The organism is Mesorhizobium sp. M0018 (genome assembly GCF_040323955.1).
Lineage (GTDB): Bacteria > Pseudomonadota > Alphaproteobacteria > Rhizobiales > Rhizobiaceae > Mesorhizobium.
Window position 1 is genome coordinate 235,059 of the sequence record NZ_JAMYVL010000007.1, and the last position, 20,886, is coordinate 255,944.

At 62.5% G+C, this 20,886-nt stretch carries 19 protein-coding genes; 10 read left to right on the forward strand and 9 right to left on the reverse strand.

Annotated elements, in window-relative coordinates:
* On the reverse strand, positions 1-1,362 hold the full coding sequence (glmU, locus tag NKJ81_RS12675) for a bifunctional UDP-N-acetylglucosamine diphosphorylase/glucosamine-1-phosphate N-acetyltransferase GlmU (RefSeq protein ID WP_352540634.1): 1,362 nt from the start codon (positions 1,360-1,362) through the stop codon (positions 1-3).
* Between the two features lie 130 nt (positions 1,363-1,492).
* On the reverse strand, positions 1,493-2,440 hold the full coding sequence (locus NKJ81_RS12680) for an AraC family transcriptional regulator (protein ID WP_352502464.1): 948 nt from the start codon (positions 2,438-2,440) through the stop codon (positions 1,493-1,495).
* Between the two features lie 128 nt (positions 2,441-2,568).
* Between NKJ81_RS12680 and NKJ81_RS12685 the strand changes: the two genes are divergently transcribed.
* Positions 2,569-3,462 (forward strand): SDR family oxidoreductase, encoded by an 894-nt coding sequence (locus NKJ81_RS12685; RefSeq protein ID WP_352540635.1) that lies wholly within the window; start codon positions 2,569-2,571, stop codon positions 3,460-3,462.
* Between the two features lie 24 nt (positions 3,463-3,486).
* Here NKJ81_RS12685 and NKJ81_RS12690 read toward each other — a convergent pair whose 3' ends face one another.
* Positions 3,487-4,233: a cytochrome c biogenesis CcdA family protein gene (locus NKJ81_RS12690; RefSeq protein ID WP_352471765.1), complete on the reverse strand. Its 747-nt coding sequence runs from the start codon at positions 4,231-4,233 to the stop codon at positions 3,487-3,489.
* A gap of 188 nt (positions 4,234-4,421) precedes the next feature.
* Here NKJ81_RS12690 and NKJ81_RS12695 point away from each other — a divergent pair, with 188 nt between their 5' ends.
* From NKJ81_RS12695 to rpmG, 9 genes are all read left to right on the forward strand, one after another.
* The gene (locus NKJ81_RS12695; RefSeq protein ID WP_352540636.1) at positions 4,422-4,799 is read left to right on the forward strand and encodes a COG4315 family predicted lipoprotein; all 378 of its coding nucleotides are present in this window, start codon (positions 4,422-4,424) and stop codon (positions 4,797-4,799) included.
* A gap of 447 nt (positions 4,800-5,246) precedes the next feature.
* Positions 5,247-7,862 (forward strand): type I DNA topoisomerase, encoded by a 2,616-nt coding sequence (gene topA, locus NKJ81_RS12700; RefSeq protein WP_352471768.1) that lies wholly within the window; start codon positions 5,247-5,249, stop codon positions 7,860-7,862.
* Between the two features lie 6 nt (positions 7,863-7,868).
* Entirely contained in the window at positions 7,869-10,175 is a 2,307-nt protein-coding gene (gene rnr, locus NKJ81_RS12705) for a ribonuclease R (RefSeq protein WP_502898793.1), read from the forward strand.
* The gene (locus NKJ81_RS12710; protein ID WP_023679976.1) at positions 10,175-10,627 is read left to right on the forward strand and encodes a DUF983 domain-containing protein; all 453 of its coding nucleotides are present in this window, start codon (positions 10,175-10,177) and stop codon (positions 10,625-10,627) included. The genes rnr and NKJ81_RS12710 overlap by 1 nt, the downstream gene beginning before the upstream one ends.
* A 72-nt stretch (positions 10,628-10,699) precedes the next feature.
* Positions 10,700-11,434 carry an NUDIX hydrolase gene (locus NKJ81_RS12715; protein ID WP_352540637.1) on the forward strand — a complete coding sequence of 245 codons (735 nt, stop codon included), beginning with the start codon at positions 10,700-10,702 and terminating at the stop codon, positions 11,432-11,434.
* A gap of 16 nt (positions 11,435-11,450) precedes the next feature.
* Positions 11,451-12,626, forward strand: coding sequence for an MFS transporter (locus NKJ81_RS12720; RefSeq protein WP_352502459.1), 1,176 nt, complete (start codon positions 11,451-11,453; stop codon positions 12,624-12,626).
* Between the two features lie 110 nt (positions 12,627-12,736).
* A complete protein-coding gene (locus NKJ81_RS12725) occupies positions 12,737-13,198 on the forward strand; it encodes a YqfO family protein (RefSeq protein WP_352540638.1) in 462 nt (153 codons plus the stop codon).
* Between the two features lie 51 nt (positions 13,199-13,249).
* Positions 13,250-13,618: a YybH family protein gene (locus NKJ81_RS12730; protein WP_352540639.1), complete on the forward strand. Its 369-nt coding sequence runs from the start codon at positions 13,250-13,252 to the stop codon at positions 13,616-13,618.
* A 318-nt stretch (positions 13,619-13,936) separates the two neighbouring features.
* Positions 13,937-14,104, forward strand: coding sequence for a 50S ribosomal protein L33 (rpmG, locus tag NKJ81_RS12735; protein ID WP_006201775.1), 168 nt, complete (start codon positions 13,937-13,939; stop codon positions 14,102-14,104).
* A 67-nt stretch (positions 14,105-14,171) separates the two neighbouring features.
* Here the strand turns inward: rpmG and NKJ81_RS12740 are convergent, their stop codons facing one another.
* From NKJ81_RS12740 to NKJ81_RS12765, 6 genes are all read right to left on the reverse strand, one after another.
* Positions 14,172-15,239 (reverse strand): ABC transporter ATP-binding protein, encoded by a 1,068-nt coding sequence (locus tag NKJ81_RS12740; protein ID WP_352540640.1) that lies wholly within the window; start codon positions 15,237-15,239, stop codon positions 14,172-14,174.
* Positions 15,240-15,243: 4 nt separating this feature from the next.
* Entirely contained in the window at positions 15,244-16,092 is an 849-nt protein-coding gene (locus tag NKJ81_RS12745; RefSeq protein WP_352540641.1) for a carbohydrate ABC transporter permease, read from the reverse strand.
* Positions 16,092-17,015 (reverse strand): carbohydrate ABC transporter permease, encoded by a 924-nt coding sequence (locus tag NKJ81_RS12750; protein ID WP_352540642.1) that lies wholly within the window; start codon positions 17,013-17,015, stop codon positions 16,092-16,094. Before NKJ81_RS12750 ends, NKJ81_RS12745 begins: the two co-directional genes overlap by 1 nt.
* 213 nt (positions 17,016-17,228) lie before the next feature.
* Entirely contained in the window at positions 17,229-18,506 is a 1,278-nt protein-coding gene (locus tag NKJ81_RS12755; RefSeq protein WP_031212851.1) for an ABC transporter substrate-binding protein, read from the reverse strand.
* A 29-nt stretch (positions 18,507-18,535) separates the two neighbouring features.
* Positions 18,536-19,723, reverse strand: coding sequence for a PLP-dependent transferase (locus NKJ81_RS12760; RefSeq protein WP_352540643.1), 1,188 nt, complete (start codon positions 19,721-19,723; stop codon positions 18,536-18,538).
* Positions 19,720-20,454, reverse strand: a complete 735-nt coding sequence (locus NKJ81_RS12765) for a FadR/GntR family transcriptional regulator (RefSeq protein WP_023679986.1) — start codon at positions 20,452-20,454, stop codon at positions 19,720-19,722. Before NKJ81_RS12765 ends, NKJ81_RS12760 begins: the two co-directional genes overlap by 4 nt.
* Between the last annotated feature and the right edge of the window lie 432 nt (positions 20,455-20,886).

The following is a 20,886-nucleotide window of genomic DNA, read 5'->3' on the forward strand; positions in this document are numbered from 1 at the left end:
CTACCCTTTTTTGCGGGCCGCCGCGGCCTGAGAAAAACGCTCTCGCAACTCCTTGCCCTTGCCGGGTAGAGTCCGCTGGCGGGCGCGGCCGAAAGCCAGCGCATCGTCGGGTACGCTTTCGGTAATGACGCTGCCCGAGGCGATGTAGCCGCCCTTGCCGATCGACACCGGCGCCACCAGCGAAGAGTTCGAGCCTATGAAGGCGCCCTCGCCGATATCGGTGAAGAATTTCGAATAGCCGTCATAATTGCAGGTGATGGTGCCGGCGCCGATATTGGCGCCGGCACCGATGCGGGCATCGCCGATATAGGTCAGATGGTTGACCTTCGCGCCCTCCTCGACGATCGCCTGCTTGACCTCGCAAAAATTGCCGACCTTGGCCTTGGTTCTCAGATCGGCCCCGGGCCGCAGCCGCGCGAACGGCCCGACATCGCAATCCGACGCGATGGTGGCGCCTTCGATATGGCTGAAGGCATGGATCTTGACCCCCGTCGCGATTTTCACGTCCGGCCCGAACCAGACATTGGGTTCGACGATCGTATCGGCGCCGATCTCGGTGTCGTGCGAGAAGAACACAGTTTCGGGCGCGATCAGCGTAACGCCAGAAAGCATCGCCTCGCGCCGCCGGCGCTGCTGCCAGATACCTTCCGCCTGGGCAAGCTCGGCACGGTTGTTGATGCCGAGCGCGTTCTCGAAACTGGCTTCGGTGGCGACGACATCAAGTCCCTGGGCAGCGGCGATCTCGACGATGTCGGTGAGATAATACTCGCCCTTGGCGTTCTTGCTGCCGACTTGATCGAGCAGCTTCAGCGCGTGCCTGCCGGCGACCGCCATCAGCCCGCCATTGCAGAAGGTGATCTTTTTCTCCTCGTCCGAGCAGTCCTTCTCCTCGCGGATGGCCACGAGCTTGCCGGCCTTTTCGATAAGCCGGCCGTAGCCCGAAGGATTTTCCGTACGGAAGCCGACCACGACGACGGCCGCACCTTCCGCCAGCTTCAGCCTCGCCGCCGCGAGCGCTTCCGGATCGATCAACGGCGTGTCGCCAAACATCACCAAGATATCGTCATAACCTTTTGATATTGCTGCACGTGCGGCAAGCACGGCGTGCGCGGTGCCGAGACGTTTTTCCTGAACGAAAGCCTCGGCCCTCGGCGCAAACTTGAGTGCAGCCTTGCGCATCTCATCGGCGCCATGGCCGATCACCAGCGCCAATTCGCCTCTGCCGGCGGCTTCGGCCGCCTTGACGACATGGGCAACCATCGGCAGGCCCGCGATTGTGTGCAGCACTTTCGGCACTGCACTCTTCATGCGCGTGCCTTCACCGGCGGCGAGGATGATGGACAGGCAGGATCTCTGGCTCATGGGGACAGCAACCGTTGAAAGGGGTCTGGAATTGAAGCGTTAGTAGCACCGGCGCCATGCTGCACCAATGCGGTTAAATTCCGGTGAGACGGTGGAACCTCCAACCCGCGACACGCTCAAGCCGATCGGCTCAGGCGGCTTCCGCCTCGTTGCGTGATGCGAAGCTGGGGGCTCGGCCACGGCCGTATTGCCGTGGCGAACAGTTCATGACCCGCTTGAAGGCTGTGCTGAAGGCGCTTTCGGATTCGTAGCCGAGCGAAAGCGCTATGACGGCGACGGGATCGCTGGAATTCGTCAGCCGGTCGCCAGCCAGCAGCATTCGCCAGCGCGTCAAATAGTCCATCGGCGACGCGCCAACCGTCTCCTTGAATCTGAGCGCAAAGGTCGACCGCGACATGCCGGCCCGTTCCGCCAGTTCCTGTAGCGTCCAGCCATGCGCCGGATCGTCATGCATGGCGCTGATCGCCGCGCCGATCTGTTTGTCCGCGAGGGCAAAGAGCCAGCCGATGCCACCTTTCAATCCTTCCGAAAGATGCAGCCGCAGCGCCTGAACCAGCATCATGTGGGCGAGGTGCTGGATCATCAGAAAGCCGCCCGGCTGCGGCTCGCGCAGCTCCTGCATCATCCGCTCCACAGACCAGCGCAGCGCCGACTGGTCCGACTCTTTGCGGATATGCACAATGGCTGGCAGCATCCGCAACAGCATGCCGGCATGATTGCCGCCAAGCGCGAAGCGGCTGCTGACCAGAAAGAAATCACCACCGCCATTGTGGGTCACGACACCGCCGGCTCGCGCAGGCGGAAAAATCTTGACGGCTTCAACAGGCGTCAAGCTCATGTCGCTTGCAAGGCGGAAAGGCCGTCCACTCGGCAGCAGGAAGCAGTCTCCCGTCTCAAGGCGCACTGCGTCAGCAACGCCCTCCACAGACAGCCAGCACCGGCCGGAGACCACCGCTCCGGTCTTGATGCTTTGCTGCTGGTCGGGGAACTGGATCGACCATTCACCACCAGCATCGAAACCGGCCGACATATAGTTTCGCGGCTTCAGCAGCGACAGCACATCTGAAAGGGGATCCACAGGTCATTCCGGACGATTGCGAAGATAATACGGACTTTACCGCATAGATCGTATTTTCTCAAGCGCCTATCACGACACAACTGAGCCGCGAAAATGGTCGTGGCCAGAAACGGACAGGAGAAGTCGTGATGCGTGTTTTCGTTACCGGAGCGACCGGATTCGTCGGTTCTGCCGTCGTTCAAGAACTCATCGGCGCCGGCCATCAGGTGCTCGGCCTCGCCCGCTCGGCGGCGTCGGCCAAGTCGCTTGCAGCCACCGGAGCCGAGGTGCATCGAGGTGACCTCGAAGACCTCGAAAGCCTCAGCAGGGGCGCAGCGGCAGCTGATGGAGTGATCCATACCGGCTTCAACCACGACTTCTCGAAATTCGCGCAAAATTGCGAGATGGACCGGCGCGCCATCGAGGCCTTGGGCGGTGCACTCGAAGGCTCCGAGCGGCCCCTGCTCGTCACCTCCGGGACCGCGCTCCAGGCGCGGGGCCGTATCGCGACCGAGGAAGATGCGCCTGTCCCATCTTCCGCTTCGTATCCCCGCGCCTCCGAAGCGACAGCCGCCGCGCTGGCGGCACGCGGCGTGCGCGCGTCGGTTGTGCGCCTTCCTCCGTCGGTCCATGGCCAAGGCGACCACGCTTTTGTTCCTATTCTCATCGACCTCGCTCGCAAGAAGGGCGTGTCGGCCTATATCGGCGAAGGGCTCAATCGCTGGCCTGCCGTGCATCGGTTCGATGCCGCCCGCGTCTACCGGCTTGCGCTCGAGCATGGAGCCGATGGCGGGCGATATCACGCGATCGCCGAAGAAGGCGTGCCGTTCAAGGACATCGCCGGCGTGATCGGCCGGCGCCTGAACGTGCCGGTCGTCGCCAAGTCCGCGGAAGAAGCCGCCGATCATTTTGGCTGGTTCGCTATGTTCGCGGCGATGGATGTCCCGACCTCGAGCGAACGGACCCAGGCGCTGCTGGGGTGGCAGCCGAGCGGACCCGGGCTGATCGCTGATATCGACCAGCCGGGCTATTTCGAAGGCTGAACAGACCCATGTCGGGCGGCAAACCTATCCCAATTGCCCCAGCACCGGAAAATTCTCGAGCAACCAATAGGATACCGCCTGCACGCCGCCGGTCAGGAAAAACACGCCGGCGACCACCAGCAACGCGCCGATGGCCTTTTCGACGCGGCCGAGATGGACGCGGAATTTCCCGAGAAAGCGCATGAAGGCGCCTGAAAACAGCGCCGCAACGAGGAAGGGAATACCGAGGCCGAGCGAATAGGCGGCGAGCAGCAGCGCGCCCTCGCCCACCGTCTCGCGGCCGCCGGCAAGCGTCAGGATCGGCCCCAGCACCGGGCCGATACAGGGCGTCCAGCCAAAGGCGAAGGCCAGGCCCATGACGTAAGCGGCGATCAGGCTGGCCGGCTTGCCTTGTGACTGGAAGCGCGCCTCGCGTGAAAGCAAAGGGATGCGCAGTACGCCGAGGAAATTCAGCCCCATCAGGATGATCAGCACGCCTGCCGCCATTGCCAGCGGCTCCTGCCAGACTCGCAGCAAATGGCCGATGGTCGAGGCGCCGGCGCCGAGCGCGACGAAGACGGTCGAGAAGCCGAGCACGAAGGCGATTGAGGAATTAATCAGCGCGCCTCGCGCGCCGGCCTTTGCCGTAATGCCGGCCTCGCCGCGGAAATCGTCGACCGACACGCCGGCCATATAGCACAGGTAAGGCGGCACCAGCGGCAGCACGCAGGGGGACAGGAAGGAAATTGCTCCCGCCCCGATCGCACTGACATAGCCGACGTCCAATGCCATTTCCGTCTCCCGATGACTGCGCAGCCATATAGCCGCGACAACAGCCGTCCGCCAATCACCATCGCGTGGCCCCATCACATTGGGTAGCAAGTCGGCGCCCGCCCGGGAAGAAAGGGCAGCCAGGCAGCGTTGATCAAACGAAACTGCGTTGTTCCGCACGCTTTTCGAAATGACCCAGGAAGAAGTCCATGAAAACGATCGCAATTGGCATGGCCGCGCTTTTGCTCGGCACTGCCGCATCCTTCGCTGCTGAGGCGTGGAAGGAAGCGGAGGTCGGCGGCACCAAGATCTACACCGACGCCAGCGGCATGACGCTCTACACCTACGACAAGGACGAGGCGGGCAAGTCGAACTGCTACGACAAATGCGCCGCCAATTGGCCGCCGCTGAAGGCTGACGCCAACGCCAAGGCCGAGAGCGAGTGGACGATCGTCGACCGCACCGACGGCACCAGGATGTGGGCCTACGAAGGTAAGCCGCTCTACACGTTCATCAAGGACAAGAAGGCCGGCGACGTGACCGGCGAGGGTGTCGGCGGCGTCTGGCATATCGCCAAGGCCGACTAGGCCTTGAGCTTCTAATCGACTGTAACAGGCAGTAACACGGCTGGTCGCTGGGAACTCGACCCAACCGCCCCGGCGGCCAGCTTTTCAGCACGGTACTTCCTTGCGACTGTCCGAGCAAAATGCCGGGCTACCGATTGCGCGCTTTACAGCATCTGTTCAAGCAGGGCTGGCGCGTGCTCGATGTTTCTCTTATATCCGCGGGAGAGTTTGTCCCGTTCTCCAGGATCAATTGCCGGGTTTGTCCAGCGATAGGCTGCTCATTTCCCTTGTCCAGGATTGCGGAAATCGCATGGCGCGCCGTTGGGTTGCGCATTCGGTACAGGGCCGCATTTTGACTGCTTGGCCTTGACCGGATGCAAAAGCGCGGCCATGTGAGCGACACATTGAACGAGATTTCGTCGCGCGCAGCGGAATTCTTCTGCCGCATCACAACTGATATGAGACCGTATGGACGTCGTCGTCGTCGAATCGCCGGCCAAGGCGAAGACAATCAACAAGTACCTCGGCAAGAACTACAAGGTTCTGGCCTCGTTCGGCCATGTCCGCGATCTGCCGGCCAAGGATGGCTCGGTGCGTCCGGATGAGGACTTTGCCATGTCCTGGGCCGTCGACACCGCGTCTGGAAAGCGTCTCGCCGATATCGCCAAGGCGGTCAAGGACGCCGACGGGCTGATCCTCGCCACCGATCCGGACCGCGAGGGCGAAGCGATCTCCTGGCATGTCCTGGAAGTGCTGAAGCAAAAGCGCGCGTTGAAGGACAAGCCGGTCAGCCGCGTCGTCTTCAACGCCATCACCAAGGCGTCCGTGCTGGAGGCGATGGCCAATCCGCGCCAGATCGACGCGCCGCTGGTCGATGCCTATCTCGCTCGCCGCGCGCTCGACTATCTGGTCGGCTTCACGCTGTCGCCCGTGCTGTGGCGCAAGCTGCCCGGCGCCCGCTCCGCCGGCCGCGTCCAGTCGGTGGCGCTGCGTCTGGTCTGCGACCGCGAATCCGAGATCGAGCGCTTCATCCGCGAGGAATACTGGCAGGTCGCCGCAATTCTCGGTACGCCGCGCAAGGATAATTTCGAGGCGCGGCTGACCGCCTTCGAGCGCAAGAAGCTGCAAAAGCTCGACATTTCCAACAAGGCACAGGCCGACGACATCAAAGCGATGCTCGAAGGCGCCAGCTTCAAGGCGGCGTCGGTCGAAGCCAAGCCGACCAAGCGCAATCCCGGGCCGCCCTTCACCACCTCGACGCTGCAGCAGGCAGCCTCATCAGGCCTCGGCTTTTCGGCCAACCGCACCATGCAGGTGGCTCAGCGGCTCTATGAGGGCATGGAGATCGGCGGTGAGACCACCGGCCTGATCACCTACATGCGAACCGACGGCGTGCAGATGGCGCCGGAGGCGATCTCTGCCGCGCGCGATGCGATTGCCAAGGAATTCGGCCCTAAATACCTGCCTGAAAAGCCGCGCTACTATTCCGCCAAGGCCAAGAATGCCCAGGAGGCGCACGAAGCGATCCGTCCGACCGATTTCATGCGCACGCCGGCTTCCGTCAGGCAGTATCTCGACGCTGACCAGGCGCGGCTTTACGAGATGATCTGGAAACGCGCCATCGCCAGCCAGATGCAGCCGGCCGAGATAGAGCGCACCACGGTCGAGGTCGAGGCCATCAACGGCCCGCGCACCGCCGAGCTTCGTGCTGTAGGCTCCGTTGTTCGCTTCGACGGCTTCCTTGCCGCTTACATCGAGCAGAAGGAAGAAGATTCGGAAGACGAGGAAAGCCGCCGCCTGCCCGAGATCCGTGCCGGCGAGCAGCTCACACGCGAGGCGATCAACGCCACCCAGCACACCACCGAGCCGCCGCCGCGTTATTCGGAAGCTTCGCTGATCAAGAAGCTGGAAGAGTTGGGCATCGGCCGGCCGTCGACTTATACGGCGATCCTGAAGACGCTCGAGGATCGTGACTATGTCACCATCGACAAGCGCAAGCTGGTGCCGCAGGCCAAGGGCCGGCTATTGTCGGCCTTCCTCGAAAGCTTCTTCGAGCGTTATGTCGAGTACGACTTCACCGCTTCGCTGGAGGAAAAGCTCGATGAGATTTCCGACGGCAAGCTCGCATGGAAGGACGTGCTGCGCGATTTCTGGAAGGATTTTTCCGGCGCCGTCGCCGACATCAAGGAGTTGCGCGTCACCGACGTCCTCGATGCATTGAACGAGGAACTGGCGCCGCTGGTCTTTCCCGCGCGGGAAGACGGTTCGAACCCGCGCATCTGTCCGAAATGCGGTACCGGCAACCTGTCGCTGAAGCTCGGCAAGTTCGGCGCCTTCGTCGGCTGTTCGAACTATCCCGAATGCTCCTTCACCCGCCAGCTCGGCGACGCCGCCAATCCCAATGGCGAGAACGGCGGTGGTGAAGACGGCACCAAAGTGCTCGGCAAGGACCCCTATACCGCCGAGGAGATCACGCTGCGCAATGGCCGGTTCGGCCCCTATATCCAGCGCGGCGACGGCAAGGATGCCAAGCGCTCCAGCCTGCCCAAGGGCTGGACGGTCGATTCGATCGATCACGAAAAGGCGCTCGCCTTGTTGTCGCTGCCGCGCGACGTCGGCAAGCATCCGGAATCCGGCAAGATGATTTCGGCCGGGCTGGGGCGCTACGGGCCGTTCGTGCTGCATGACGGCACCTACGCCAATCTCGACAGCATCGAGGACGTGTTCTCGATCGGCCTCAATCGCGCCGTCTCGGTGATCGCCGAGAAGCAATTGAAGGGCAAAGGCGGCCGCAATGGCGGCACAGCCGCTGCGCTCAAGGAACTAGGCGAGCATCCTGCCGGCGGCGGCAAGATAGTCGTGCGCGACGGCAAATACGGGCCTTATGTGAATTTCGGCAAGGTCAATGCGACGCTGCCGAAGGGCAAGGATCCGCAATCGGTGACGATCGAGGATGCGGTGGCGCTCATTGCGGAAAAGGAAGCCAAGGGCGGCAACGGCGCCAGGAAGCCCTTCCGCAAAGCGGCCGCGCCTGCGAAGAAACCGGCTGCGGCCAAAAAACCGGCGGCCAGGAAAAAGGGATAGGACGGGTTGGCGCGCAAAGTCTCCGGAAGAAGCCACGGCGATCTGCGCACCGCCGATACCCGTGCCAAGGTCAGGGACAATTACCGGCCTTCACGCGACGAGATACTGCGTTACATCGCCGAAAATCCGGACCGCGCCGGAAAACGCGACATCGCCAAGGCGTTTGCGCTGCGCGGCGAAGACCGTATCTGGCTGAAGGACGTCTTGCGCGACCTGCAGGATGAAGGCCTGCTGACCAAGGAGCGCAAGCGGCTTGCCCGTGTCGGCGCCCTGCCCCACGTCGCGGTGCTCGACATCTTCGGCCGTGACGCCGACGGTGTGCTGCTGGCGCACCCGACCGAAGCGATTGGCAATGGCGAACCTCCGGTCATAGCGATCCGCGTGTCGCGCGGCGGCAATGGCCCGACGCCGGGCATCGGCGACCGCGTGCTGGCCAAGACCTTTCCGACCGACGATCCGGCGGGTCCGGCCTATACGGGCCGGGTGATGAAGATATTCGAGAAGCGCACCGATGCGGTTCTCGGCGTTTTCCGTGTGCTGAAGGACGGCACGTTCCGCATCGAACCGGTGGAAAGGCGTCAGCCGGAGCTGGTCGTCGACAAGGAATTCCAGAACGGCGCCAAGAACGGCGACCTGGTCGAGGTCGAGCCGGCACGGGCCTCGCGCTACGGGCTGCCGCGAGCCAAGGTTCTGGCGGTGTTGGGGTCGCTGACCAGCGAAAAGGCGGTCTCGATGATCGCCATCCACGCACACGACATTCCGCATATTTTCCCCGCCGACGTCATCGCCCAGGCGGAGGCGGTCAAGCCGGCGACGCTTGCCGGCCGCGAGGATTGGCGCGAGCTGCCGCTGCTCACCATCGATCCGGCCGATGCCAAGGATCATGACGACGCGGTGTTCGCCATGCCTGACACCGACGAGAAGAACGCCGGCGGCGTGATTGTCACCGTCGCCATTGCCGATGTCGCTGCATACGTGCGCTATGGCACGGCGCTCGATCGCGAAGCGCTGAAGCGCGGCAATTCGGTCTATTTTCCCGACCGAGTCGTACCGATGCTGCCGGAGCGCATCTCGAACGACCTCTGTTCACTGCGCGAGGGCCAGGATCGTCCGGCGATAGCGGTGCGTATGACTTTCTCGGCCGATGGCCACAAACTCAGACATTCCTTCCATCGCGTCATGATGAAGTCTGCGGCGAAACTCGCCTATCAGCAGGCGCAAGCGGCGATCGACGGCGCACCGGACGACACGACTGGCCCGATCCTCGATACGGTGCTGAAGCCGCTATGGGACGCCTACGCGATCCTGAAGCGCGGCCGCGACACCCGCCAGCCGCTCGAACTCGATCTGCCCGAGCGCAAGATCCTGCTCAAGCAGGACGGCACCGTCGACAAGGTCGTCGTGCCGGAGCGGCTCGACGCGCACAAACTGATCGAAGAGTTCATGATCCAGGCCAATGTCGCCGCCGCCGAGACACTCGAGGCGAAGCGCCAGGCGCTGGTCTACCGCATCCACGATGCGCCCTCGCTCGCCAAGCAGGAATCGCTGCGTGAATTCCTGCAGACGCTCGGCCTGTCGCTGGCGCGCGGCGCGCAAATGCTGCCGAACCAGTTCAACGGCATCCTCGCTCGCGTGCGCGGCGCCGATAATGAGGGGCTGGTCAACGAAGTGGTGCTGCGCTCGCAGAGCCAGGCCGAATATTCGCCCGCCAATATAGGCCATTTCGGCCTCAACCTGAAGCGCTACGCGCATTTCACCTCGCCGATCCGTCGCTATGCCGACCTGATCGTGCATCGTGGGCTGATTGCCGCACTCGGCCTTGGTCCGGGGGGCCTGACGCAGGACGAGGCGGAGCGGCTGGAAGAGGTCTCGGCGCTGATTTCGGCGACCGAGCGGCGCGCGATGGCCGCCGAGCGCGACACGGTCGACCGGCTGATCGCCGCCTATCTCGCCGAGCGCATCGACGACCGTTTCGACGCCCGCATCTCGGGCGTCACCAAATCGGGCCTGTTTGTCCAATTGCCGCAGTACGGCGCGGATGGCTTCATTCCGGTTTCAACCCTGGGCGGCGACTACTATATATACGACGAAACTGCTCGATCGCTTTTCGGAGAACGCACCGGCAAGGGCTATCAGCTTGCTGATCGCGTCGAGGTTCGCCTGATCGAGGTGGCGCCGATGGCCGGCGCGATGCGTTTCGAGATGCTGACCGAGCCCAAGCCGCTGCCCGGCTCCAAACGGTCGTTCCACAAGGCCAAAGGCCGCGCCCGGGCGTCGCAATCGCGTCCAGGCTCGCGCGGCAGGAGACGGTAATGCCAACAGAACTGCAGGTGGAAGAACGGATTTTCGGTGGCGAACATCACTCGGGCCGGACCGCCCGGCCGCTATGGACAGCAATGAAGCGCGGCATGCTCGGCCGCTGCCCGCATTGCGGCGAGGGCAAGCTGTTTCGCGCCTTCGTCAAGACCGTCGACAAATGCGATCATTGCGGCGAGGAGCTCCACCACCATCGCGCCGACGACCTGCCGGCCTATCTCGTGGTCGTTATTGTCGGCCACATCGTGCTCGGGGCCTTCATGGGTGTCGAGGCGACCTCGACGCTGTCTACCTGGCAGCACATCGCCATCTGGGTGCCATTGACCATCATTCTGGCCGTCGTCCTGCTGCAGCCGGTCAAGGGCGCTGTCATCGGCCTGCAATGGGCGTTTTATATGCACGGCTTTGGCGGTGAAGAAGATCTGATCGAGTCGCATCCCGAGGCTTGAAACCGAGGCTGGCGCAATCGGCATGGCTGGACGCCACTTTCGCATCGGAGAAGATTCCGCTAGGTCGACCGCATGGACGTTATGACCAAGGCGGAAGTCGACAAGGTTGAGCGGATCGCGCTCGAGGCCAAGCCTATACGCCCGCGCGACGCCGCGACGCTGATCCTGCTTGACCGCAAAGGCGACGAATTCCTGGTGCTGATGGGCCGCCGCCACGCCGGTCATGCCTTCATGCCGGGAAAATTCGTGTTTCCCGGCGGCCGCACCGATCCGGCCGACAGCCGCATCTCGACAGCCACCGCACTTCATCCCGAGGAAGAAGCGAGATTGACCGCTGGCATCGGTCGCACCAGCCCGGCTCGCGCCCGCGCCATTGCCTTGTCGGCAATCCGCGAAACCTATGAGGAGGCCGGCCTGCTGATCGGTCAAAAAGGCGTGTTCGCAACCGCCAGGCGCGACTGGCAGGGCTTTGTCGAACACGGCGTCATCCCATCACTGCAAGCGCTGCGCTTCGTCGCACGCGCCATCACCCCGCCCAACCGGGTGCGCCGCTTCGATACGCGCTTTCTCGCCGCATGGCGCGACGATGTCGCCGTTGAACGGCCGGGTGGCGGTCCGACCAACGAGTTGGAGGACGTCGTTTGGCTGCCGCTGGCCAAGGCCAGGCAAGCCGATATTCCAGACATCACGCGCACCGTCCTGGAGGAACTGGAAACGCGGCTCGCCTGGGATCCGCTGCTGAGCCCCGGCAGTCCCGTGCCGTTCTACCGGCTTGTCCGCAATCGCTTCGTCCGCGAAATTCTCTAGAGCAGCCAGGCATTCCATGACAGTCGATACCCAGCCGCAGGGCAAGGAACGCGTACACTGGCTGCCGATGGTCGCGGCGATCTCGTCGATCAGCGTCGTCGGCATTGCCATCGGCCTTGGCATGCCGCTGCTCAGCGTGATCCTGGAAACGCGTGGCCATTCCGCGTCGATGATCGGTCTCAACACCGCGGTCGCCGGCCTCGCCTCTATCGCCGGCGCGCCGCTCGCCACCCCGCTTGCCATGCGGTTCGGGGTCGCCTGGACGATGCTTGCCATGATCGCCGCCGGGGCGCTGGCCTTTGTCGGTTTCCATTTCGCGCCAGCTTTCTGGATGTGGTTTCCGCTGCGCGTGCTGCTGCATATCGCGCTGACGGTGCTGTTCATCCTGTCGGAATTCTGGATCAGCACCTCGGCGCCGCCACACCGGCGCGGACTGGTCCTCGGCATCTATGCCACCGTGCTGTCTCTCGGCTTTGCCGCCGGGCCTTGGCTGTTCGCCCATCTCGGCAGCAGTGGCTTCCTGCCCTTCGGCGTTACCATCGCCTTGGTTACGCTCGCTGCCATACCGGTCCTGGCGGCACGCAACGAGAGCCCGACGATCGTCTCGGACGGCGAAACCAGCAATTTCCTGCGTTACATCTGGCTGGTGCCGACGGCGACCGCGGCCGTGCTGGTGTTCGGCGCGGTCGAGACCGGCGGCTTTGCACTGTTCCCGGTCTACGGTAGCCGCATCGGCTACTCAGAGGCGGACGCCGCCCTTTTGCTCACCATGATCGGGCTTGGCAACGTGCTGTTGCAGATCCCGATCGGCATGATCAGCGACCGCGTAAGCGACCGTCGCTATCTGCTGATGGCCTGTGCCACCGTCGGGCTTGCCGGCACGGTCTTCATGCCGTACTTCGCGCAGAACTGGCATTTGATGGCAGCGCTTCTGTTCGTCTGGGGCGGTGTGGTCGCTGCCATGTACACAATCGGCCTGGCGCATCTCGGCTCGCAGCTTTCCGGCCACGAATTGGCCTCCGCCAACGCCGCCTTCGTGCTCTGCTACGGCGTCGGCATGGTGCTTGGCCCGCAGGCGATCGGCATCGGCATGGACGCTTTCGGGCCGTCGGGCTTCGGTTGGGCGCTCGGCCTGTTCTTCGCCTGCTATATCGTGCTGGTCGGCACCAGGCTGCTCCGCAAAATCCTCTGAGTCGGCCCAGCTGCCGACATCGCTCCCACTGCTGACCAACTCCTGACACAACCATGTCAGGAGGGCTCGAGTATATGCTCCCCCAAAGTGCATAAGCAGGGAGACCTCGGATGATCGATAGTGGCTTTGAAACGAAATCGCTGCGGATGGAATTGCTGCTGCTGGTGACCTTTCAGGCACCGGCAGCTGATGTCGACCGCATCATGGAGGCGGTGGTCGCGATCGCACCGCTCGGAATGGGCAAATATGACAGCAATGCCTTTCAGTCGGCGGACGGCATCGAACGTTACCGGCCGCTTGAAGGTGCCGCCGTCGGCGCCGAGACGGAATTGCGCAGGCGGTCGGGCACTGTCGAGGTGTCGTTCGAACTGCCCGATGACCAGAAGCTCGCCGCACGCGTCGTCGAAGCGATTTATCAGGTTCACAGCTATCAGGAACCGGTGATCCGCATTCAGCCACTGCTTGCCAGCCGCTCCAAGGGTCTCGACGACCGCGCCAACCCGAACCGCTGGTGGAACACGACGGGAGACTGGAAGACGGCGTTGCAACCGGAAACCGTCGCGGCGGAGTGACCGGAACCTGGTCGTATCTCGGTTTGAATCTGGCTGTCAGGAAGCCTGCCGATGAATGATGAAGCAAACCGCAACCCGGCAAGCGATCCCCAGGACCTGGCGCGGCTATTGGTTTCTCGCGAGCAAGGGGGAGACGCGGAAGGAATGGCTGCTCTTTACGAACCCGGTGCCATCCTCGATACCGGCAACGGACAGTTGGCCTGCGGCAGAGATGCCATCCGCCGATTTTACGCCAAGTTGGTGGCAGCGGGACGGAAGTTTGATCTCGGAGATCAGCGTCCGGCTATCATCAACAGGGATTTGGCGCTCACTTCCACGCGCCTTGCCGACGGCACCGTTACTGCGGAAATCGCTCGCCGGCAAGGTGACGGGAACTGGCTTTGGGTGATCGATCAGCCGTCCATCGCTCGATACTCATAGCCAGCATTCAAACTGAGACGCCACCCAGAGGACGGCCGGAGGCACACAGGAGCCTCCCGCGGCGGTCGGCACCCAATCAAATTGTCGGTTTTGGTAGCACATCAATGTCCGCTTCGTCCCCAGCCTCCATCGGCTGGCAATAAACCCGGACAACTCATGTGCTACCTAATCCGGACAACTCATCTGCTTACGGCACAGAACCTGGACAAGGGTTGACTTTCCGGGCGCGTTCTTTATGTGTCGCGGCAAGTTTCCCGCGTCCGGGTGTTTCCCGTGCTCCAGCGGCCAAAACTCCACGAACATTAACGGACGAACATCATGGCCAAAGCCGCAAACATCAAGATCAAGCTTCTGTCGACCGCCGACACCGGTTTCTTCTACGTGACCAGCAAAAACAGCCGCACCAAGACGGACAAGCTGTCGTTCCGCAAATACGACCCGGTCGCCAAGAAGCACGTCGAATTCAAGGAAACCAAGATCAAGTAATCGGGTTTTTTCTCGCAGTACCGAAACGCCGCCTTCCGGGCGGCGTTTTTCATTTCGGGATGCAGGGTTAGCCGATGCGATCGCCGCTTGCCGGATCGAACAGATGGAGCGATGCCGGATCAGCCGACAGGCGCACGGCCTCACCCGGCTTCACGCTGGCCCGGCCCATGGCAAACACGCAGACCTGCTGGCCGGCAAGCCTGGCATAGAACTGGGTGGACAGGCCGAGCGGCTCCACGACACCCACCTCGCCCTTCAGCGCGCCATTGTCGGCGAGCCGGATATGCTCGGGCCGCAAGCCGACGGTGATCGCATCGCCATCCCTGAGCGGCAGGCCGTCCGGCAGCCTCAGCTTCTGGCCGTCGGCCAGGATGGCATCCGGCTTGGCGCCCTTTTCAACCACGGCAGACAGAAAATTCATGCCGGGCGAGCCGATGAACCCGGCGACGAACATGTTGACCGGCCGGTCGTACAGATCGAGCGGCACACCGACCTGCTGGACGAGGCCGTCATGCATGACGACAATGCGGTCGGCCATTGTCATCGCTTCGGTCTGGTCGTGGGTGACATAGACTGAAGTGGTCTTCAATTGCTGGTGCAGCGCCTTGATCTCGGCACGCATGTGAACGCGCAGCTTGGCATCGAGGTTCGAAAGCGGCTCGTCGAAGAGAAAGACCTTCGGGTCGCGTACGATGGCACGGCCCATGGCGACGCGCTGACGCTGGCCGCCGGACAATTGCCGAGGCAGGCGCTGCAGAAGCGCATCGAGCCCGAGCCGCTTGGCGGCCCCGTCCACCCTTGCATCGATCACCGGCTTCCCGGCCTTCCTCAGCATCAGGCTGAAGCCCATGTTCTTCGACACGTCCATGTGCGGATAGAGCGCGTAGGACTGGAATACCATGGCAATGTCGCGGTCCTTTGGCGCCATATCGTTGACCAGGCGCTCACCAATATGGATTTCGCCGTCGGAGACCTCCTCCAGCCCGGCGATCATACGCAGCAGTGTCGACTTCCCGCAGCCGGACGGGCCGACCAGAACGACGAACTCGCCGTCGGCGATTTCGAGATCGACTGCGTGCAGAACGCGCACCGCTCCATAGTCTTTGCGGACTTTGTCAAGTGTAACGGAGGCCATCGATCTATCCCTTGACAGCGCCGGCGGTAAGGCCGGTGACGAGGTAGCGTTGCAGGAAGGCAAAGAAGACGCAGACCGGGATCAGCGCCAGGATGGAAGCCGCCATCATCTGTCCCCAGTCGACCGCGAATTTGCCGATATAGGTGAGCAGGCCGACCGCGAAGGTCTTCTGGTCGTCGCTGGAAATCAGCATCAGCGCAAACAGCAACTCGCTCCAGGCGGCGGTAAAGACGAAGCCGAGCGTCGCGCCCATGCCGGGCAGCGTCAGCGGCACGATCACCTTGCGCATCGCCTGCAGGCGCGTGCAGCCGTCGATCATGGCTGCCTCTTCCAGGTCTCGCGGGATGCCGTCGAAGAAAGATTGCATCAGGAAGGTCGCAAAGGCCGTATTGAATGCGGTGTAGATGATGACGAGGCCGGTTAGGCTGTTGATGAGGCCGATCTGTCCCATGATGCGGTAGATCGGCGGAATGACCATCACCAGCGGAAAAGTCTGGGTGAGCAAAAGCAGGATGGCCAGGGTCGCCTTGCCGCGGAAGGAAAATCGCGACATGGCGTAGCCGGCCAGCGTGGCAATGACCGTTACGAAGGCTGCCGTCGACACCGAAACGATAACGCTGTTCAGGAAATAGCGTGGAAAATCGGTGGCTTCGAGCACGGTGACGAAGTTCTGCAGCGTCGCTTGCGACGGCCAGAAAGTGATGCCTTCGGAATAGAGCAGCCGCTCCGGCGTAACCGAGATCTTCAACGTCCAGAAGATCGGGAACAACGCGAAGGCCATATAGGCACCGATGCCGCCGTAAAGGCCGATACCGCCGAGGACGCGCGAGGAAGCGGAGCGTCCGGCAATCATCAGACGTGCCTCACCAGCGAACGGCGGATGCCGATAAGCGCAATCGCATAGACGATGAGCAGCACAAGCAGCAGGACCGCCACTGCGGAGGCATAGCCTTTGTCCAGCGACTTGAACGCGCTGACATAGATATAGACCGGCACTGTGGCGGTCGAACCGGCAGGCCCGCCTTCGGTCATGACGAAGATCAGGTCGGCGAATGTGGCGATCCATATCGTGCGCAGCATGACGGTAATGACGATGGTCGGCGCCAGGAACGGCAGCGTCACCTTGGTGAAGCGCTGCCACGGCGAGGCGCCGTCGATCGCCGCCGCCTCATGCAGTTCTGACGGGATCGACTTCAACGCCGCCAAAAGCGTGATGGCAAAAAAGGGAATGCCGAACCAGACATTGGCGACGATCGGCCCCCACATGGCTGTCGAGGGATCGGAGAGCACGTTGGTTGGCTCGGCTTTCAGCCCCAAGGCGTAGAGCCAATGCGGCAGCGGCCCGATGATCGGGTTGAACAGCCAGGCCCAGGTCAGGCCAGAGAGGAAGGACGGTACCGCCCAAGGCAGGAACACCACGGCCTGCACGATCTTTCTGCCCCGGAACGGGGTGTCGAGCAGCAGCGCCAGGCCAAGTCCAAGGAAAAATTGGAAGAACAGGCTGGCTGCCGTCCACCACAGCGTGTTGACAAGCGCCTGCCCGAGCACGGGATCCGACAGCATCGCCTGATATTGCCCAAGCCCGACATATTCGGATTTGAAAGCGGAGAATTTGCGGAACGAGTAGCCGACACCGATAACCAGCGGCACCAGCAGCACGACGACCAGCAGCGCGATCGCCGGGCTGAGATAGAGCCAAGGCTCGATCGCGGCATGGGATAGCCGCCTCTTTCGCGGCCTCCCGGCGGATCGGATTTCGGACACGGCATAGGTCATTGGTACTGGATCGTCTCCTGGGTAAGCACGGGCTGGCGACAGCGCCTTCCCCGTTTACGGGGAGATGCCGGTCCACCCTCCGCAGCTGCAGCGCACCTGCTGCGGAGGACGGGCAGGCAGATGAGAAGCAGCGCGAGCCAAGTCGGGTTGGCGCCGCCCCTCATCCGTCACGTCGTGACACCTTCTCCCCGTGAACGGGAGAAGGAAGAAAAGCTATTTCTTGTTCTTGGCCAGCCAGTCCTGCTGTTCCTTGGTCAGGAACTTGGCCCATTCGTCGGCCACGTCCTTGGCCGCCTTCTGACCAAGTAGCACTTCCTGAAAATTCTTGATCGCCACCTGGTCTACGAAATTGCCAAGGTTTTCCAGGTGAGTCGGCGGCGTCACCATCTCGTATTTGTCGCCGTTGTTCAGTTCCTCGAACCAGCCCTTGAACTGCTCGGTCCTGAAGTGAGCGTCCTGGTCGGCGCCGTTGTGGATTGGAATGACGCCGACTTCCTTTGCCCATTCCAGATTGTCCTTGGGCGACAACAGCGTCGCCATCAGCTTCCAGGCATCGTCCTTGTGCTGGGAATTGGCGAACATCGCCCAGCCGGCATAACCGAGCGTCGGATAGGATTTGCCGCTCGGCCCGACCGGCATCGGCGCCACGGCGAAGTCGTCGGCGCTCATCTTGTCGGCGATGCCGAGCAGCGCGTCGGGATCCTGGTTCAGCATGGCGCAAGTGCCGGAATAGAAGCCGGTGACGGTCTCGTTGAAACCCCAGCTCACCGCATCTTTCGGCGCCAGGCCGTTCTTGTACATGTCGGCGAGCATCTGCAGGCCTTTGACCGAGCCTTCCTCGTTGATGGTCGAGGTGCCGTCCTCGTTGAAATAGCCGCCCTTGCCAGCGGCGATGTTCATGAACATATGCATGCCGTTGAAGGCGCCCGGGCCGCCGCGCAGGCAGTAGCCATATTTGCCCGGTATCGCCGAGATTTTTTTGGAGTCCTCGACGAATTCATCGAGCGTCGCCGGCGGACCGTCCAGACCGGCCTCCTTGAACAGCTTCTTGTTCCAGAACAGCGCGTTCAGGTAATAGCCGTAAGGGATCATGTACTGCTTGTTATCGACCGTCGAGCCGAACTGCTTGGCACGCTCGCCAAGCGTTTTGGCATCATCCCATTTGGCCATGTATGGCCCGAGATCCTCGAGCTGGCCGTTGGTCGCATAGAGGCCCATCCAGCGCTCCGGCATCTCGACGATGTCGGGCGTGTCGCCGGCCTGCACCATGGTGAGGAACTTCTCGAACGCCTGGCCCCAGGGCAGCGATACCAGCTCGACCTTGACACCCGGATTGGCCGCCTCGAATTCGGCGATCTGCTTCTTGAGGAATTCGGTACGCGGCGGACTGGTGATGACCTCGACCATCTTGACCGTGGAATCGGCCAGCACGCTGCCGGCGGAAATCGCCAGACCCGCGACGGCACCAAGAAGGATGCTCAGTTTTTTCATGTTCAGCACTCCCATTTTGAACGGCTCCTTTATCTTTTTGCTCTGTCGAAGGCCTGGGCAACATCCGCCCACAGGTCTTCGACACTTTCCAATCCGACACTGAAGCGGATGGTTCGTGGGCTGACGCCGAAGCGCGCCATCGAATTCAGGCCCGGCGTCTGCTCGAGCGAGGCCTTTGCCGGAACGACCAGGCTCTCATGGCCGCCCCAGCTGACGCCGATGCGAAAGAGTTTCAGCGCATCGACGAAAGCCGGGATGTCGACGTCTTCCGTCACTTCGAACGAGAACAGCCCGGCATAGCCGGCAAGCGTCGCCTTGCCTGGATGGTTGGAATAGGCCGGGTGGTTGACCCGCTCGACATGGTCATGCGCTTTCAGCCGTTCGGCGATGGTCAGCCCGCTCTTCATGTGGTGCGGCAACCGCAGCGGCAATGTGCGCAGGCCACGCAGCAACAGCCAGGCCTCGAAAGGCGAAAGTTTGCCGCCGAGGTAGGAATAGGTCTGCTCGTTGATATGTCGGATATGGGCGGCCGAACCGGCCACCACACCGGCGACGGTGTCGCTGTGGCCGCCGAGATATTTCGAGGCCGAATGCAGCACCAGGTCGACCCCGTGCGAAATCGGCTTCTGGAACACCGGCGTCGCCCAGGAATTGTCGATCGAGGTGATGATGCCCTGGTCTTTGGCCAGCCGCGCCAGCTGGGTTATGTCCTGGAGCTCGAACATCATCGACGTCGGGCTTTCCAGGTAGAGCAGCTTGGCGCCGGGAAGTGCTGCCGCGACCGCGTCCGGATCGGAACCGTCGACGTAGTCGACCTTGATGTTGAGCCGTGGCAAAAGCCGTTCGAACAGCCGGTAGGCATCGCCGTAGCAATTGCGCACGACAACCATGCGCTCACCGGCACCGACGAAAGCAAGCACCGTGGCGCTGATCGCCGCCATGCCGCTGGAAAAGCCGCGCGCGGCCTCCGCGCCTTCGAGAGCGGCGACACGCGCCTCGAACTCCATGACCGTCGGGTTGTCGCCGCGCGAATAGATCGGCTGACGTCGCCTGCCGGCGAATGTGTCGGCCATCTCGGAATAGTTGGCGAAGGTGAAGAGCGAAGTCTGGTAGATCGGCGGGACCACCGCGCCGCCGGGGAAAGGCTCGTCATGGGCGAGAAGCGTCGCTGCCTCGGCGAGATAGTCGTTTTCGAAACCGGCGGGATGATCGCTCATTTCTGGCCTGAAAGTTCGAGTTTGGCCGCGCCGCGCTTCAGATCGTCCTCGACGGTGGCGATCAGCTTGAGCGCCTCGGCCCGGGCCCCCTCCGGATCGTGCGCGGCAATGCGTTCGTAGATGGTGCGGTGGTAAGGAAAGCTGGCGTGGCCGAAATCACGAACGCCGAGCGGATGCTCCCAGAAACGATGGAACAGTTCGTGCATGGCGGCGATGATCTGCTCGAACAGCGGATTGCCGGAACTGCGGTAGATCGACTGGTGGAATTCCCAGTCCTCCTCCGCCGACATCCCGGCGCGGGTGTGGAAGGCCTGCTCCATAATGTCGAGCTTGCGCCCGATCTCGACGAGATCTGCCTGGCCCGCGCGGACGGCGCACAGGGCGGCGGCTTCCGCTTCCAGCGCCCGGCGGATTTCCAGCGTCTGCATCAGGCTGGTGAAATCATTGCCGCCGGCCAGCGTCAGCGGCATGTGCAGCATGTCCAGCGAGACCACTCCCTTGAGATAGGTGCCGCTGCCTTGGCGCCGTTCGACCAGGCCGAGCCCTTCCCACCGCGTCAACGCCTCGCGCACGGTGTTGCGGCTCACCTTGAGGCGCTCGGCAAGGATTCGTTCGGTCGGCAGTCTCTGGCCGGGCCCGAGAGCTTCCCGCATCACAAAGCCGGCCAGCGCCTTGAGCACCGCGTCGTCACGAGCAGTTGCCTGTATGGGGGAAAGGCCGAATTCGGTCATGCCAACGGGTCACCAAATGGCTCAATGGTCCAACCAATTTCTGCATAGAAGACAGGGGCCTGTCAATCGACTGCGGGCGCATACGCCCTGCCCAGCCGGCTATTTCAAAGGGCGCTGTCGCTGCCGCGACAAAAACCAAGCGTTTTCCGGGTCTTGGCGTAGAATCCTGATGTGTTCTGAAAATTGGGGGCCGGCCGGCGTTTGGCAGCGGTACGAGGAGGCCACTATGTGCCAGCGCCGGCCGGCCGACCCCACGGACCCAGGAGATGCGGCGGACCTGAGCATCATGGGGTATTCTTCGGGTCGAACCGGCGATCTAGCCTCGTGCCGGTTACGTCTAAGGGCTGCACATTTGCGCAACAACTTATGGAAATCAACCGTTTCTTAACCAAGCCTCGCAAATCGCTTGGATTAAGGTAAATTCGTAACCTT

What these genes read in the sequence shown, in the direction of transcription:
- glmU (WP_352540634.1), bottom strand. Translation starts at nt 1,362, where the DNA reads ATGAGCCAGAGATCCTGCCTGTCCATCATCCTCGCCGCCGGTGAAGGC.
- NKJ81_RS12685 (WP_352540635.1), top strand. Translation starts at nt 2,569, where the DNA reads ATGCGTGTTTTCGTTACCGGAGCGACCGGATTCGTCGGTTCTGCCGTC.
- NKJ81_RS12690 (WP_352471765.1), bottom strand. Translation starts at nt 4,233, where the DNA reads ATGGCATTGGACGTCGGCTATGTCAGTGCGATCGGGGCGGGAGCAATT.
- NKJ81_RS12695 (WP_352540636.1), top strand. Translation starts at nt 4,422, where the DNA reads ATGAAAACGATCGCAATTGGCATGGCCGCGCTTTTGCTCGGCACTGCC.
- topA (WP_352471768.1), top strand. Translation starts at nt 5,247, where the DNA reads ATGGACGTCGTCGTCGTCGAATCGCCGGCCAAGGCGAAGACAATCAAC.
- NKJ81_RS12710 (WP_023679976.1), top strand. Translation starts at nt 10,175, where the DNA reads ATGCCAACAGAACTGCAGGTGGAAGAACGGATTTTCGGTGGCGAACAT.
- NKJ81_RS12715 (WP_352540637.1), top strand. Translation starts at nt 10,700, where the DNA reads ATGGACGTTATGACCAAGGCGGAAGTCGACAAGGTTGAGCGGATCGCG.
- NKJ81_RS12720 (WP_352502459.1), top strand. Translation starts at nt 11,451, where the DNA reads ATGACAGTCGATACCCAGCCGCAGGGCAAGGAACGCGTACACTGGCTG.
- NKJ81_RS12725 (WP_352540638.1), top strand. Translation starts at nt 12,737, where the DNA reads ATGATCGATAGTGGCTTTGAAACGAAATCGCTGCGGATGGAATTGCTG.
- NKJ81_RS12730 (WP_352540639.1), top strand. Translation starts at nt 13,250, where the DNA reads ATGAATGATGAAGCAAACCGCAACCCGGCAAGCGATCCCCAGGACCTG.
- rpmG (WP_006201775.1), top strand. Translation starts at nt 13,937, where the DNA reads ATGGCCAAAGCCGCAAACATCAAGATCAAGCTTCTGTCGACCGCCGAC.
- NKJ81_RS12740 (WP_352540640.1), bottom strand. Translation starts at nt 15,239, where the DNA reads ATGGCCTCCGTTACACTTGACAAAGTCCGCAAAGACTATGGAGCGGTG.
- NKJ81_RS12745 (WP_352540641.1), bottom strand. Translation starts at nt 16,092, where the DNA reads ATGATTGCCGGACGCTCCGCTTCCTCGCGCGTCCTCGGCGGTATCGGC.
- NKJ81_RS12750 (WP_352540642.1), bottom strand. Translation starts at nt 17,015, where the DNA reads ATGACCTATGCCGTGTCCGAAATCCGATCCGCCGGGAGGCCGCGAAAG.
- NKJ81_RS12755 (WP_031212851.1), bottom strand. Translation starts at nt 18,506, where the DNA reads ATGAAAAAACTGAGCATCCTTCTTGGTGCCGTCGCGGGTCTGGCGATT.
- NKJ81_RS12760 (WP_352540643.1), bottom strand. Translation starts at nt 19,723, where the DNA reads ATGAGCGATCATCCCGCCGGTTTCGAAAACGACTATCTCGCCGAGGCA.
- NKJ81_RS12765 (WP_023679986.1), bottom strand. Translation starts at nt 20,454, where the DNA reads ATGACCGAATTCGGCCTTTCCCCCATACAGGCAACTGCTCGTGACGAC.